The organism is Natrialba sp. SSL1 (genome assembly GCF_001861355.1).
Taxonomy (GTDB): Archaea; Halobacteriota; Halobacteria; order Halobacteriales; family Natrialbaceae; genus Natrialba.
The window spans coordinates 58218-72769 of sequence record NZ_MASN01000040.1 but is presented as its reverse complement, the minus strand read 5'-3'; the positions used below and the strand labels follow the sequence as shown (position 1 = coordinate 72769).

9 protein-coding genes are annotated in these 14552 nt (G+C 63.1%); 3 read left to right on the top strand and 6 right to left on the bottom strand.

Going from position 1 to position 14552, the window contains the following annotated elements; translation table 11 throughout:
• Nucleotides 1-3: 3 nt before the first annotated feature.
• Nucleotides 4-471 carry a universal stress protein gene (locus BBD46_RS15080; protein ID WP_071402523.1) on the bottom strand — a complete coding sequence of 156 codons (468 nt, stop codon included), beginning with the start codon at nucleotides 469-471 and terminating at the stop codon, nucleotides 4-6.
• A gap of 423 nt (nucleotides 472-894) precedes the next feature.
• Here BBD46_RS15080 and BBD46_RS15075 point away from each other — a divergent pair, with 423 nt between their 5' ends.
• The 3 genes from BBD46_RS15075 (at nucleotide 895) to BBD46_RS15065 (ending at nucleotide 6212) form a co-directional block, all read left to right on the top strand.
• Entirely contained in the window at nucleotides 895-3297 is a 2403-nt protein-coding gene (locus BBD46_RS15075; RefSeq protein ID WP_071402522.1) for an amino acid permease, read from the top strand.
• A 63-nt stretch (nucleotides 3298-3360) separates the two neighbouring features.
• Nucleotides 3361-4695, top strand: coding sequence for a Trk system potassium transporter TrkA (trkA, locus tag BBD46_RS15070; protein WP_071402521.1), 1335 nt, complete (start codon nucleotides 3361-3363; stop codon nucleotides 4693-4695).
• Nucleotides 4695-6212: a TrkH family potassium uptake protein gene (locus BBD46_RS15065; protein ID WP_071402520.1), complete on the top strand. Its 1518-nt coding sequence runs from the start codon at nucleotides 4695-4697 to the stop codon at nucleotides 6210-6212. The genes trkA and BBD46_RS15065 overlap by 1 nt, the downstream gene beginning before the upstream one ends.
• A 15-nt stretch (nucleotides 6213-6227) precedes the next feature.
• Here the strand turns inward: BBD46_RS15065 and BBD46_RS15060 are convergent, their stop codons facing one another.
• The 5 genes from BBD46_RS15060 to BBD46_RS15040 all read right to left on the bottom strand — a co-directional run bounded on the left by BBD46_RS15060 (nucleotide 6228) and on the right by BBD46_RS15040 (nucleotide 14549).
• The gene (locus BBD46_RS15060) at nucleotides 6228-7520 is read right to left on the bottom strand and encodes a PQQ-binding-like beta-propeller repeat protein (RefSeq protein WP_071402519.1); all 1293 of its coding nucleotides are present in this window, start codon (nucleotides 7518-7520) and stop codon (nucleotides 6228-6230) included.
• A 163-nt stretch (nucleotides 7521-7683) separates the two neighbouring features.
• Entirely contained in the window at nucleotides 7684-8331 is a 648-nt protein-coding gene (locus BBD46_RS15055; protein WP_071402584.1) for a fibrillarin-like rRNA/tRNA 2'-O-methyltransferase, read from the bottom strand.
• The gene (locus tag BBD46_RS15050; RefSeq protein ID WP_071402518.1) at nucleotides 8324-9274 is read right to left on the bottom strand and encodes an NOP5/NOP56 family protein; all 951 of its coding nucleotides are present in this window, start codon (nucleotides 9272-9274) and stop codon (nucleotides 8324-8326) included. Before BBD46_RS15050 ends, BBD46_RS15055 begins: the two co-directional genes overlap by 8 nt.
• A gap of 126 nt (nucleotides 9275-9400) precedes the next feature.
• Nucleotides 9401-11833, bottom strand: coding sequence for an amino acid permease (locus BBD46_RS15045; protein WP_071402517.1), 2433 nt, complete (start codon nucleotides 11831-11833; stop codon nucleotides 9401-9403).
• A gap of 301 nt (nucleotides 11834-12134) precedes the next feature.
• Nucleotides 12135-14549, bottom strand: coding sequence for an efflux RND transporter permease subunit (locus BBD46_RS15040; protein ID WP_071402516.1), 2415 nt, complete (start codon nucleotides 14547-14549; stop codon nucleotides 12135-12137).
• Between the last annotated feature and the right edge of the window lie 3 nt (nucleotides 14550-14552).

Here is a 14552-nt window from a genome sequence, read left to right as displayed (position 1 = left end):
CTCTTATGCCTCCGAATCAGTCTGCGTTTCGTCCGAACCGGCCGATTCGACCCGTGAAAACACGAGGACGGGCTGTTCACTCTCGGTGATCAGGCGATACGATTCCGTATTCGATAGCAGCCGTTTTAGCCGGCTCTCCGGCTGGTGGGCAAATCCGATAGAGGATGCGTCGACCGCCTCCGCTGTCGCGATAATTTCGTCGACGACATCGGCCCCGTACCGAAGTTCGCGGCGAATCTCCGGACCATTCTGAAACCACGTCTCGACGATTTCGAAGATCGATTCGGCCGCCGTTGCTCGCGCCTCGAACGGCGCTTTGTCGGGATAGCCGGTTGTCTGTTCGAGTACGTGGACGACGGTGATCGTCTCGACCCCGTCGTCGACGACCGACTCGAGTGCGTCACACGTCGCACGTGCATCCCGTTCGTTTGCGATCGGGACCACGAGTTGTTCGATCAGGGAGTTAGTCATCGTCTCCCCCTGGTGTACCGGTTGTGTACTCGTTGCCGCTATCGTCTGTCGTCAGTGACCTCATATTGGACACTGATGACACTATTTTTGATTTGGGAATATAAGACTGTCTAGTTTAGGAATCAAAAATATTCTCCACTCAAATTGACTAAGGAGAATTGCTCGGTCGGTCGCGGAGGAGAGACCATCAAAATGCAGCCCGGTTTTGTGCCACCTGAAAAAAGTAGTTGACTGGCTTGTCACTGTGATACTCACCGTCTCGATAGCAGTCCAGACCCGCTGGTCCGGATCGATCAGCTTGCTCAGTCAATACACTTAACAAAGAGTGGGGTTCAGTATCCCAGTATATGAGCCGACTTTCGATCCACAAACATCCGCGGCGTCTTTTCTCTCTATTCAGTATCCACGGGGGTGTCAGTGTCTATGTCTGACCAGGAACTCGCACGTGATCTCGGCTTCCTCGAAGCGTACACGCTCGGCCTCGGCACTATGATCGGAGCCGGTATTTTCGTTCTGCCGGGCATCGTCGCCGAAAGCGCCGGTCCCGCGAGCATGATTTCGTTCGCGGTCGGCGGACTCGTCGCACTGCTAGCGGCTCTTTCACTTTCAGAACTGGCAACTGGTATGCCGAAAGCTGGTGGTAGCTACTACTACGTCAACCACGCGCTCGGCAGTTTCTTCGGTACGATCGTCGGCTGGGGTATGTGGGCCGGACTGATGTTTGCGACCGCGTTCTACATGCTCGGCTTCGGCCAGTACCTGCTCGATCAGTCGTCGGGTGCGCCCGCCGTCGTCGTCGCCGCTCTGGGCATGGCCGCACTCCTCGTCGCCGTTAACTACCGCGGCGTCAAGGAAACCGGCTCGCTCCAGAACGTCATCGTCATCCTGCTCGTCCTCCTGATCCTCGTCTTCATCACCGTTGGAATCGCGCGTATCGATACGACGCTGCTCGATCCGTTCGCACCGGATGGCTGGGGAGCTGTCGGCGCCACGGTCGGCACGGTGTTCGTCGCGTTCATCGGCTTCGAGGTGGTCGCCACCAGCGCTGAGGAGATCAAAGATCCGGGACGGAACCTCCCACTGTCGATGATCGCGGCCGTCCTCACACCGACGGCGCTGTACGTCCTCGTCATGCTCGTCAGCACCGGTCTCCTCCCGGTTCCAGAGCTCGAAGCCTCCGACGTGCCCGTCGCAGACGTCGCCGCGACCGCCGCAGGCATGTTCGGCTCGCTCACCGTGGGCGAGTACACACTCGAGTTCGCCACGGTTGGCTCGGTCGTGATGATCGCCGGTGCGATCCTGGCGACGATTTCCTCGGCGAACGCGTCGATTCTCTCGGCTGCGCGGGTCAACTACGCGATGGGCCGAGATCAGATTCTGACGAACTGGCTCAACGACATCCACGACCGGTATCGGACGCCGTACCGCGCGATTCTCGCGACGGGGGCAATTATCCTTGCACTGATCGCAAGCCCGCTCCCGATCGACACGCTCGCGGACGTGGCGAGCTTCATGTTCCTCATTACGTACGCGCTCGTCCACATCGCGGTCGTCGTCCTCAGACGCGCGGAGCCGGCGGAGTACGACCCGGACTTCCGGATCCCGGCGGGGCTGTATCCGCTCGTCCCGGTGCTTGGCTTCGTCGCGTGTCTCGTCGTGTTGGTCCAGATGTCACTTACCGTTCAGCTGATCGGCGTTGGCATTATCGTCGTCAGCATCGGCTGGTACGTCTTCTACGCGAAAGAACAGGCGATTTCGACGACGTTAATCGGTGAGGCCGTCGCGCCGGCGGACGAGGAACGCCCGGAGAACGATGTCTACCGCGTCGTCGTCCCCGTTTCGAACCCTGAAACGCAGCGGCCATTGATCAGATATGCTGCTGCGAGCGCTGCGAGTCAGGACCAGGATGCTGAACTCGTTGCCGTCAACGTCATCGAGGTCCCGCCACAGACCTCGCCGTCGCAGATCGAGTTCGAAGAAGAGCGCGTCGAGAACCAGCGCACACTCCTGGACCGAACCATCGAGGCCGCCGACGATCTAGACGTGCATATCAGAACGCGCGCGATCGTCGGCCGAAACGCGGGTGAAACGATTCTCTCGGTACTCGAGGAGGAGGCGGCAGCTCACATCGTCCTCGGCTGGGCGGGTGAGCGCCGTCGCCGAGACGTGCTCTTTGGTTCGACGATCGATCCGGTACTCGAGCGCGCTCCGTGTGACGTGACGCTCGTTCGAGATCCCACGGAGGAACCGGGGGACATCGTTGCACTTGCCGGGAGCGGACCGCACGCGCCAGCTGCTGCGCGCCGAGCGGGCGAGCTTCGGCGGGCGTTCCCCGAGAGCTCGGTGACGCTGTTGAACGTGCAGCCGCCGGTGGAACCGGACGGTGGGATGGTAGCAACGGCCGATACTGCGACGGAAGGGACAGTTGAAGACGAAAGAAAGCGCGAAGGCGAGGGCGAAGGCGAAAACGAGGATGAGGATGTGGCCGTGGATGCGGACGCAACGGACGACGTCGCGCTCGACCCGACTGCGATCGGTCGCGAAACGATCGCAGATGTCGCGCAAACGGCCGATCTCGCGGACGACGAGTTCGAGTCCCGCGTCGTCATCGACGAGGATGTCCGGGAGGCCCTCGTTGAGGCGGTGCTTACCTACGACACAATCTGCGTCGGGGCAACGGGAACGAGCACGGTCGCACAGGCGCTGTACGGATCGATCCCACAGCAACTCGAACAGGAACACGACGGAACGGTCCTCATGGCCAGAGGAGAGACCAGAACGCCCCGAACGTTCCGGCAAGCACTGGTCCAACGACTCGAACGGTGACCAATCGATGGCTACACTAGTATCCATGAGAGACGATGTTTGCATGGGAGAGGTGAGTGTGGAATGCGCGTAATCGTCGTGGGTGCTGGCGAGGTTGGCCGATCGATCGCCGCCAATCTGGAATCGTCGCACGACGTCGTCGTCGTCGACCGCGACGCAGAGACGGTCGAGGAACTGACGTACGGGCTCGACGTGCTCGCGATTCAGGGAGACGGAACAAAACTCGAGACGCTCCGCCAGGCCGGCCTCGACGACGCTGGGTTGGTGATCGCCTGCACCGACGACGACGAGTCGAACGTCGTCATCTGTGGAGCTGCGAAAGCGAACGGCGACACCTTCACCATCGCTCGGGTGAGACGACGGACCCTTCTCGAGACGTGGACCGGTTCGGAAGGGGCCTTCGGCGTCGACTTCATGGTCTGTACGGACCTGCTGACCGCCCAGACGATTTTCCGGATTTCGGGCCTACCGGCCGCACAGGACGTCAACATGTTCGCCGGCGGGCTCGTCCGGATGGCCGAGTTCGAGATCGGACCGAACAGCCCCGTCGCCGGTTCGACGGTCAGGGAGGCAGACCAGTACGATTCGCTGACGTTCGCCGCCATCTTCCGCGGCGAGGAGATGATCGTTGCAACCGGCGAGACGAGCATTCAGGCGGGCGATCGAATCGTCGTCATCGGCAGTCCCGAGTCCGTGACCGGGTTCGCCGACGACATCGTCTGTACCCACGACACCGACGCTGACGAGGTCGTTATCGTCGGCGCGAGCGAGATCGGCTTTCAGACCGCTCGCGAGTTCGAAGAGCACGGGTTCAACCCGCGGCTGATCGAACAGGACCACGACCGCGCTCGCGAGTGTGCCGAAGCCCTGCCGAACACGATGGTAATGGAAAACGACGCCACGGACGCCGAGTTCCTCGCGCGCGAACACGTCGACGAGGCGGACATCGTCGTTGCGGCGCTCGACGGCGACGAGAAGAACCTGCTCGTCTCCTTGCTCGCGCGCCGACTCGGCGTCGACCGGACCGTCGCAGTAATCGAGAATCTCGAGTACGCGGAACTCTTCGAAACGGTGGGTATCGACGTCGCGATCAACCCGCGCGAGGAAACCGCCGAAGAGATCGTCCGGTTCACCCGGACGGATCATACGGAAAAGATCGCGATGCTCGAGCACGACCGGGCAGAAGTGATCGAAATCGAAGCCGGCCAGAACAGCGTTCTGACGGGTCGAGAGATTGCCGACGCGACCGCGGATCTCCCTGACGGGGTCGTGATTGGTGCGATCTCGAGAGGCGGTCGTCTCGTCACGCCGCGCGGGACGACGGTCGTTCAACCCGGCGACCACGTCGTCGTTTTCGTTGACTCCGCGGTGTTGGATGAGGTTTCACAGGTGATCTGATGCGGCGTCGCCTTCACGTCAATCTGCGGGCAGGGCTAGCACTCGTTGGAACACTACTTGCCCTGCTCTCGATTGCGTTTATCGTGCCGATCGTCACTGCCCTGCTGTATGGTGAGGATCTGTGGGTGTTTGTCGTCTCGATGGCGGCCACTGCCGGATTCGGCCTCCTTCTCCGTCAACTCGATCCTGACCCAACACCCGGTGCGCGAGAAGCGTTCTTCGTCGTGGCGTTCACCTGGCTGTTCGCGTCGATCTTTGGCGCGTTACCGTACATCCTCGCGGGAACTGGGGCAATTTCCCACCCGACCAACGCACTCTTCGAGAGCATGAGCGGCTTCACGACGACCGGCGCGACGGTGATGGAGACGATCTCCGTCGAGGAGCACTCCCACGCGATCATGCTGTGGCGACAGCTCACACAGTGGCTCGGCGGGATGGGAATCATCGTCCTCGCCGTCGCAATTCTCTCACAGCTGGCCGTCGGTGGCGCACAGTTGATGGAAGCCGAGACGCCGGGACCCGGCGTCTCGAAGCTCACGCCACACATCGCCGAGACGGCTCGCGTGCTCTGGCTCGCGTACATCGGCTTTACGCTGCTGTACATCGCACTGTTGTACGGTCTCCACCTCACGGGCTACGCGCCGGAGATGGACGCGTACAACGCCATCGCACACGGCTTTACGACGCTGCCGACTGGTGGGTTCTCCCCCGAAGCCGACAGCATGGCTGCCTTCTCGCCGGCCGTGCAGTGGCTCGTGATCCCGTTCATGTTCATCGCGGGCGTCAACTTCGTCCTCTGGTGGCACATGCTCGCAGGTGACCGCAGGGCACTCATCAACGACACCGAGTTCCGATTCTATCTCGGCGTTGTCACCGGGATGACGCTGCTGCTGACCGCCGTGCTCGCAGTCACAGCCAGTGACGTCGGTCCAGATCCGGGACTCGAGTCCAGCCTGCGCCACGCGGCGTTCCAGATCGTGTCGTTGACGAACTCGACGGGGTACGCGAGCGTCGATTTCGACGCGTGGAGCGGCCCGGCACAGGCGCTCTTGCTGTTCGTGATGTTTCTGGGCGGCAGTACGGGGTCGACGGGTGGCGGGATCAAGATGCTTCGCTGGCTGGTGATTCTCAAGTCACTTCGTCGGGAGGTGTTTACGTCGATCCACCCGGAAGCAGTGCGACCGGTTCGCATGAACGGCAAGGTGCTCGACGAGGAGGCGATTCGTGGGATCTACGCGTTTACGCTGCTGTACGTCGCGATATTCTTGGTCGGCATCGTGCTCCTCGCGGTCGATACCGCACGCGTCGGCTACGATATCGGCACGATCGACCTCGTTAGCGCGTCCATTGCGACGCTCGGAAACATTGGGCCCGGGTTCGGTGTTGTGGGACCGATGGCGGGCTACGGCGACTTCCCCGAGACCTCGAAGTTGCTCATGATTCTCTATATGTGGATCGGCCGGCTAGAACTGTTCCCGGTGCTTGTGTTATTGACGCGGGCGTACTGGCGGTCGTGAGCCGGGCAGTGGTAGTTAACTACTGTCCGTCTCGGCGAGTGCGTACACCGATCCGTCGCCGCTGCCGACGTAGACGACGCCGTCGACGACCGCGGGGCTGGCGGCGACCCAGCCCTCTGTCGTGAACTGCCAGTTCGTCTCGCCCGTCTCCGCCGACAGCGATCGCACGGTGCCGTCCTCGTTGCCGACGTAGAGTGCGTCACCGACGACGACCGGACTGCTTCGGACTCCCTGAAAGCCGCTCTCGGCCCAGAAGTACGTCTCGGGGCTCGCAGTCTCATCGTCATCGTCTGGCTCCGGTCCTGCAGTTGGCGAGAGGGCGTGGACGTAGTTATCGAAGCTCGCGGCGTAGACTGCGTGTTCCGTGACGGCCGGACTCGCCGTGACCGAGCCACCTGTCTGGAACGTCCACCGGATGTCGCCCGAGTCAGCCTCGACTGCGTACAGCAGATCGTCGTTGCTGCCGACGTAGACGACGCCGTCTGCGACGGTCGGCCTGCTCTGAATCCGGTCGTCCGTCTCGACGCGCCAGCGTTCGTCGATCGGATTATCGGTTTCGTCGCCATTAGCAGCGCCAGGCCACTGTTCTTCAGCCGTCTCGATGTCGACCGCGTAGAGCGAGTGGTCCGTACTCCCGAAATAGACGGACCCGTCTGCGACCGCAGGTGCACGCATGACGGAGTCTTCGGCCTCGAACGCCCACAGCAGTTCGCCGTCGTCGGCGTCGAGCGCGTAGAGGTGGCCATCGTTGCTGCCGACGTAGACGACGCCGTCAGCAACGGTTGGACTTGCGGCGACACCTTCGTCGGTCTCGAACGTCCACGTCGGTTCCGGCTGCGTTCCGTCCTCGTCTGCCGGCAGCGCGTACACCGTCCCGTCCATACTCCCGACGTAGACCGTTCCGTCGACCACCGACGGACTGCTCGTGATCGACTCGCCAGTCGCGAACGACCAGCGCTCGTCGCCGGTGTCCGACTCGAGTGCGTACAGTGAGCCGTCCATGCTGCCGACGTACACTGTCCCGTCGACGACGACGGGGCTGCTGTAGACACTGTTGTCTGTCGGGAACTCCCACAGTGTCTCTACCTCGGCTGTCGGGCCGACGCCCGGTGCGTGACCGGTGTTCCCCGCGTCGTACTGGAACGACTCCCAGGAAACGTCCGCATCCGGATCGGCCGACGGAACCGACGGCGTCACGTCGTCGGTACTCACCTGTTCAGCATCGTCGGAGAGACAGCCCGCCAGCCCGAGCATGCTCCCCGTCGCTGCACTCGCCAGAAACGCTCGTCGGTCGCACGGTCCGTTCATTCGTCTCTTGGTGAGTGTCGGACATCACTATATATGGGTTTTCTGTAACACGAACGAAACTGCTGGTGTCGTCGGCACTTCCGGTACCGGTACCGTCACTGCCACCGCCACCGCCATTTACATCACCACCCTCCCTACCCGACAGCTACTCCGTACCCGACAGCTACAGCGGCCGCGCCACGATCCCCAGATGGTCCGCGTGGTACCGCTCTAAGGATTTCGTATCGAGTACCTCGTACTCAGTTTCCAGTTCTTCGCGCACGTCGTCAAACACCGCCGCCGGGTCGCGCGTCACGTCTTCGCTTCGGGCCTTGACCGCCAACAGCAGTCTGCCGTCGTCGGCGAGGAACCGCCGGTTCTCGAGTGCAACTCGCGCCTGCCCGCGCGTGGCAACGTCCTGGACGATGACGTCGATGTCCGATTCGACGACGTGAGCGTAGGTGTCTGGCTTGCGGGCGTCCGCGAGCAGCGGGAACAGCCGTGGACGCGAGGCCGACGCCTCAAGGAGGTCTCGGGCTGGCCGAGCCGCGAACTCGACGGCGTACGTTGGGCCGGCGAAGTCCGCGACGTGGCTCACCGTCGTTCCGCTCGCCGCGCCGAGATAGAGGACGGTGTCGCCGCCCGCCAGATTCGTCTCCATCTCGAGTTCGATCATTGCGCCGAGTTTCGAGCGGCTAGGGTCCCAGGCGCGCCACTCGCCGTCGGTCGGTTCGCCGTAGACGGGGTCGCCCCGGGTGGCGAGGCGGCCGTCACCGTCGCCATCGCCGCCGAACGCGTGGCGCTCGACGCCGTCGGGGAGCGCGTTATGCATCGGACTCGCCTCCATTTTCGGCGTCGTTGCCGGCAGTGCCATCGCCATTGTCGTCGGCCGCCGTCGTCCGCGCCTGAATCGTCTCGACGCGCTCTTCGAGTTCTGCCTCCAGTTCCGGCTTTCGCTCACCAGAGTAGTGGTCTACGCGCGCGGCGATCGCGACCTTCCCCGCGACGGCACGGGCCGCAGAGCCGCGCTCGTCCGGATGCGTCCCGCGAACTGCGTCGTGCATGTAGAGAATCCCGTGCTTGGGCGAACTCGCGTGCCCGCGAAGGTGGGCGAACAGCGCATCTTCCGCACCCAGCACCTGAATCGTCCCGCTTGGCTTCTTCGCGAGGGACTCGAGTCCACCCGCCAGCGAGAGCAGTCGGGCACCGAGCACCGGCCCGGCGAGGGCGGCGAGATTCGGTGCGACAGTTGGCGTCTGGCGCTCGACGAACTCCCGGAGGTCGTCGGCTTCGTTCGCGAGGTCGACGACGCGTTCGGCCAGGGAGGCGATCGGTTCGTGGCCGGACTCGAGTGCGTGCTCGCCAGTGACGATGTCGCGGGCGAACGCGGTGCCGGTGCCGGCGTCGGCGTCGATGGTGCCGGCCCACTCGGCGAGGCGTTCGGCGAGTTCGTTGGCGGTGCGTTCGCAGTCGTCCATGGCGCGGACGGCGTGGACGAGCTGGCGGTCGTCGGCGGCTTCACGCTCGGTGACGGTGGCGCGAGTGGCTGCCATCGTTGCTGTGTGCAGCAGGTCGTAGTACTCGTCCTCGTCGTCGGCAATGCCGGTTTCGACGGCCAGTGCTGGCCAGTTGTCGGGTGTGGCGGCGGTTCCGTCGCGGATCGCGGTGACGGCGGTGGTGTCGTGGGCGTCGGTGTCGACGGTGTCGAGGTCCTCGAGGTCGTCGGCATCGACGGCCGCGAACCAGGCCGACTCCGCGGCGGCGCTGTCAGTCATACTGCTATCGTAGTGACCGGGCTCGTATATGCGTTCCCGAACGGTACAGGAAACGGTGTGGCAGAAAAGGTGGTGAGGAAGAACGGGTAGTGTGGCAGAGCGGACAGTGTGGCAGAACGGGGGTGGTTAGGTGTCGCTCTCGAGCTTGCTCTCGGTGTCGGTATTGGTGTTGGTGTTGGTGTCGCCGTCGCCGTCAGTGCGCTCGTGTTTCCGGCCAAACAGCCGATCACGAAGCGATCGCGAGGTCGGTCGTTCGGCGAGCAAGACCGAACAGTCGACCTCGTTGACCACGTCGTAGGCCAGCGAGCCGCGGAACAGCCGCGAGAGCAGGCCGCGTTCGGTCGCGCCGATAACGACCAGCGAGTGGTCACGGGCTGCCGTCGCAATCGCAGATTCGACGTCACCAGAGGTGTCGATTCGGATCGTCGCATCGTCCAGTCCGCGCTCAGCGGCCCACTCGCTCAGGAACGCTTCGCCGTCCTGTTGGCTCGTCCCCTCGTCAACGACGTGCAGGAGGGTGATCTCCGCACCGACCTGTTCACGGAGCTCTCGTGCGACTTCCGCGCTCAGTTCGGAGTCCGGGCCACCCGCCGTCGGCACCAGCACGCGCTCAGGATCGAAGCCGCGGTCGTTGAGCACGAGGAAGTCACACGGCAGATCGTGCGTAAGCTCGTCGAGCGGCCGTTCGGCACGACCCGCAGACCACGGTCGGTCAGGACCCCAGCCCATAACGACCGTGTCGGCGTTCTCGCGCTGGGCGACGTTGAACACCTCGTCGAACGATCGATGGGAGACGACCGTTCGAACATCGACGGGCACGTCGAGCGTCTCCGTACTCTGCTCGACGTTCGTCATCAGCTTCTGGGACTCCGCGTCGATGCGTCGCATGTGTTCGGAGCCCTCCTCGAGTGGCGTCTGGTCTGGCACCTCGACGATGTGGACGGCCTGGACGCGACCGTCGTTTGCCTTCGCCAGCACGCTCGCGAGCGAGAGCAGTTCGGATTCGGTTCGTGGATTCGAGACGGGGACGACGACGGTGTGTTCGTCCTCGTTGGCGGGTTTGACGGCACTCGCCGCGGTGACGGCTGCGTCAGGCATCTCGGAGGAGCGGTCCAGGATGTACGTCCCGAGCAGTCCCTCGAGATCCGTCTTGGTTCGCGCGTACGCGAAGTACCAGATAACTGCGAAGACGACGAACGCGCCGGCGATCAGGGTCGCCGTGTTGTCCATGTAGTAGATCAACCCGAGCGAGAGGACGAAACCGGCAATCGGCAGGTACGGGTAGAACGGTACCTCGAAGTCCGGATCGTACTCCGGCGGGTTCGTCTCCCGGAAGACGATCAGCGAGGCGTTGATCAGCGCGTAGACAACCAGGTGGAGCACGCTTGCTGCACTCGAGAGGATCTCGACTGTCTCACCGAGGCCGATGATGAAGATGATGATCAGGCCACCGGTGATGGCGATCGAGCGGTACGGCGTCGCGAATCGGGGGTGGATCTCGTTGAGCGAGTCGGAGACGATTTTGTCACGGCCCATCGCGAAGTTGATACGCGCGGACGCGAGGATCGATGCGTTCGCACTCGAGGCGGTTGCGAGCAGTGCCGCGAGCGTAATCGACGTGACGCCAATCCCGAGAATCGGGATTTCGAAGCCGGCGACCGGGAACTGGTAGTCGAAGACGATCTCGGCCGCGTAGGACATCGGTGCGTCCTCGACCGTATCGAGGAAGAACTCCTCGTGCGGAATCAGTCCCATCAGAAGCCCGACCAGGATGGCGTAGATGACCATCACGATACCGACGCTGCCGATGATCGCGATCGGAAGGTTCCTGCCGGGGTTCTTGAGTTCCTCTCCGATGGTCGCGATCTTCGCGTAACCGAGGTAGGAGACGAACACGAGCGCCGCACCGGGGAGCATCGCGCCGACACCCTCGGGGGCGTAGCTGCCGTCGGCGGTGACGGTTCCCCAGTCGAACGAGAAGAAGCCGACGATGGCGAAGATCGTGAGGAGACCGAGCAACAGGGTCACGATGACGGTCTGAATGCCACCCGTTTCCTTCGCGCCGATGTAGTTGACGCCGACGAACACGGCACCGGCGATGACGGCACCGATCTGAATTTCGGTGAGAACGAGCGGGCCGATGGCAATCGTCGGGAGGAGTGCGAGTTCACCAACACCGGGAATCGGGACAACGACACCATCGAGTAAGTCAGCAAGATACCCACCGAACCCGATGCTGTAGAACGCGCTCGCGAAGGCGAGTCCGATCCAGTCGCCCATCCCCGATATCGACCCGAACAGCGGACCGAGCGCTCGGTTGATGTAGTAGTACGCTCCGCCGGCTTTCGGCATCGCCGTTCCCAGTTCACTCACGGAGAAGGCGTTGATCATCGCGATCATCCCGCCGACAATGAACGAGACCACGACGAGTGGACCGGCCTCCTGTGCAGCAATACCTGGGAGGACGAAGATCCCGGCTCCAATCATGGTCCCGATACCGATCGCGAGCGCCGAGACCAGCCCGAGGTCTTTCGCGAGTTCCTCGTCGCTGCCGGTCATCGGACTTCCCTCCGGGGTCGACGATAGTCAAAAGTCGAGAGTGAGTGTGGTTGTGTTGGTCGTGTCATTGTTGTGGTTGTCTCGTGGTGTGGTTTCCGCGAGCTATCCTTCTCCAATACTGTATCCGGACGCGATGCGAATCCGGCGCGGTATCGAAAGTCGCGTCTGGTCGGATACGTTTCCCCACAGTCCAAACATACTCGACCGAAGTGGGACTTTCCTCTTAACTGGTTCGTTTGTCCGCCGAGAACGTGTGGGACGCACTCCCCCAGCCGACTGGACCAAATACATCCGCTCACTCCTACCCACAAACGTGCTCCCAGACCAGCAGCGTCGGCGGCAGGACGATAACTGCCATCAGGTACGAATAGATCACGCTGATCACCATCACCAGTCCGAACTGGCCCAGGATCGGCGTGATTGCGAGCACAAGCGAGCCCGCGCCACCGAGGGTCGTCAGCATCGAGCCCGTTAGCGCGCCACCGGTCCCCTGCATCGTCGTCACCAGCGCCGTATAGCCGTCGCCACACTCGTTGAACTCGTCGATGAACCGGTGGGTGACGTGGACCGAATAGGCGACGCCGATCCCGATCGTGATCGACAGCGCCGTCCCCGTCAAGGCGTTCAGCGGAATATCCAGCAGCGGCATCGTTCCGCCGAGGAACGCCACCGTCACCGCAATCGGCACCAGATTCGCAATCCCCAGCGAGGCCCGTCCTTCCAGCACGTGGTAGATCACCATCAGGAACACGGCCGTCAGCCCGAGCGCCAGCGCGAGGCTGAGCATCGACGACTCGAAGATCAGATCCGAAATCTCCTGAAAGACGACGATGTCTCCCGTCGGCGTCGTCTCGAGCCGGAAGTCCGTCGCTAGCTCTTCGGCGTCGGCCGTCACCTCCTCCTGCGTCGCGCCCGCCTCGACCGTGTAGATCACGCGCATGCTGCGCTGATCCTCGGTGATGTACTCGAGTGCCGCCTCGCGCGAGTCGGATTGGAGCAACTGATCGAGGATGTGACCGACGTTGCGGTCGGGGACGCCGGTGTTGCTCATGTCGTTGGCTGCGAGGAGGTGGGCGAAGTCGTCGTCCTGGTCGGCGTGGTCATGCATGACGTCGATGATGCTCTCGCTGTCGGCGACCGCGTCCTCGGTGACGATGGTCGAGGGTGGGTCCTCGCCGGCGCGATAGACGGACTCCAAGACGTGGTCTTCGTATATCGGCCCCTCGACGTAGACGGTGACCTGGTCGTCCTCACCGCTCTCGAAGTTATCGTTGAGGTAGGTGATGGTCTGGGTCGCGGTGTACTCGGAGGGAGCGAGCGGTTCTGGGGCGGCCTCGATGTAGCCCGGAATCTCCTCGGGTGGGAGGAAGTCTTCCTCCTCGAAGGTCGTGTCGACGGTCGTCGCGTACGCGCCCGCGCCGCCGGTCACGAGCAGGGCAACGAGCAACATCGCGATCGGTGCGCGCTTGCCGAGGTGTGCGCCAGCGGGGAGGAGGCGACCGAGCGTGGAGTCTTCGGAGCCGAGCGGGGACGTGCTAAACAGCGGCAGGTCGTGCCGACGGCGCAGGCGGTCGAGCCAGACCTTCACTGCGGGCAGGAAGATGCCGAAGATGAGGAACGTAAAGAGGATCCCGATGCTCGCGACGAACCCGAACTCGCGGATCGGGTCGAGATCGCTCGTCACGTTCGCTCCGAAGCCAATGACGGTGGTCCCCGTGACGATGAAGAAGGCGATGAGCAGTTGCTCTGCGGCGTCTTCCATGCTGGTCTTGATGCTCGCTCCGGTCACCCGCTCCTCGCGGTAGCGATTGACCGCGTGGATGCCGAAGTCGATCCCGACCGCGAGCAACAGCGGCGGAATCGCGATCATCATGATGCTGAACGGAATCCCGGCGTAGCCCGTGAAGCCGAACGTCCAGATGACGGTCATCACGAGCGCGACCAGCCCGAGCACGAGGTCGAACGGATCCCGGTAAGCGACGATCAGGAAGACCAGCAGGAGAACGATCACCACCGGGATAATGATCCCGAGCGAATCCTCGATCACGTTCTCGAACTCCGCGTCGAAGATGCCGCCACCGAAGACGACGATCTCACCGTCCGCGGCGTCAGCCACGTCCTGCAACTGGAACTGGACGTCCTGCGGATCGGTATCGCTCTCGTGGGTCGCCGTCGCGATGGTCGCCGACGCCGAGGGCTCTGCCGGACTAACATCGTCGCTCAGCGAGGCCGCAAAGGACGGCTCGTCGGCGAGGTCGCGAACCGTCTCGCGAACGGTTCCATCGTCGGTGCGTTCGAGCGTCCGAATCTGCTCGTCCAGCGTCGTCGCCGTCGGGTCGATCGCCTGGGCGACTCCCTGGGCGGTGCTCGCCGTCTCGGCGACGCGGAACTCGTCTTGTTGTTCGATGTGCTGCTGGAACTCGAGTAGGCGGAGCAACGCGTCCCGGGTGAGCACGTTCTCGCCGCGCTGAATGAGCTGTGTCGTCGGCGCGTCGGATTCGAACGGCGGTTCGAACTCCTCGTTGACGGCGTCGTTGGCCTCCTGTGCCGGAATTCCATCGGCAAACGTGTCGATGTCCTCGTCCATCTCGATCTGGCCGAGCCCGCCGGCGAACAGTGCCGTGACGAGCAGGAAGGCGACGATGACTGCCTTCGGCCGGTCGGTAATCCAGTAGGTGAGCGCCCCGAGGGTTCGCTGGAGGAGTCCGTCGCCCATCGT

Bases quoted from the DNA above. Each gene is read 5' to 3' on its own strand.
- BBD46_RS15055 (WP_071402584.1), bottom strand. From the start codon at position 8,331: ATGCATAACGCGCTCCCCGACGGCGTCGAGCGCCACGCGTTCGGCGGC.
- BBD46_RS15060 (WP_071402519.1), bottom strand. From the start codon at position 7,520: ATGAACGGACCGTGCGACCGACGAGCGTTTCTGGCGAGTGCAGCGACG.
- BBD46_RS15065 (WP_071402520.1), top strand. From the start codon at position 4,695: ATGCGGCGTCGCCTTCACGTCAATCTGCGGGCAGGGCTAGCACTCGTT.
- BBD46_RS15075 (WP_071402522.1), top strand. From the start codon at position 895: ATGTCTGACCAGGAACTCGCACGTGATCTCGGCTTCCTCGAAGCGTAC.
- BBD46_RS15045 (WP_071402517.1), bottom strand. From the start codon at position 11,833: ATGACCGGCAGCGACGAGGAACTCGCGAAAGACCTCGGGCTGGTCTCG.
- BBD46_RS15050 (WP_071402518.1), bottom strand. From the start codon at position 9,274: ATGACTGACAGCGCCGCCGCGGAGTCGGCCTGGTTCGCGGCCGTCGAT.
- BBD46_RS15040 (WP_071402516.1), bottom strand. From the start codon at position 14,549: ATGGGCGACGGACTCCTCCAGCGAACCCTCGGGGCGCTCACCTACTGG.
- trkA (WP_071402521.1), top strand. From the start codon at position 3,361: ATGCGCGTAATCGTCGTGGGTGCTGGCGAGGTTGGCCGATCGATCGCC.
- BBD46_RS15080 (WP_071402523.1), bottom strand. From the start codon at position 471: ATGACTAACTCCCTGATCGAACAACTCGTGGTCCCGATCGCAAACGAA.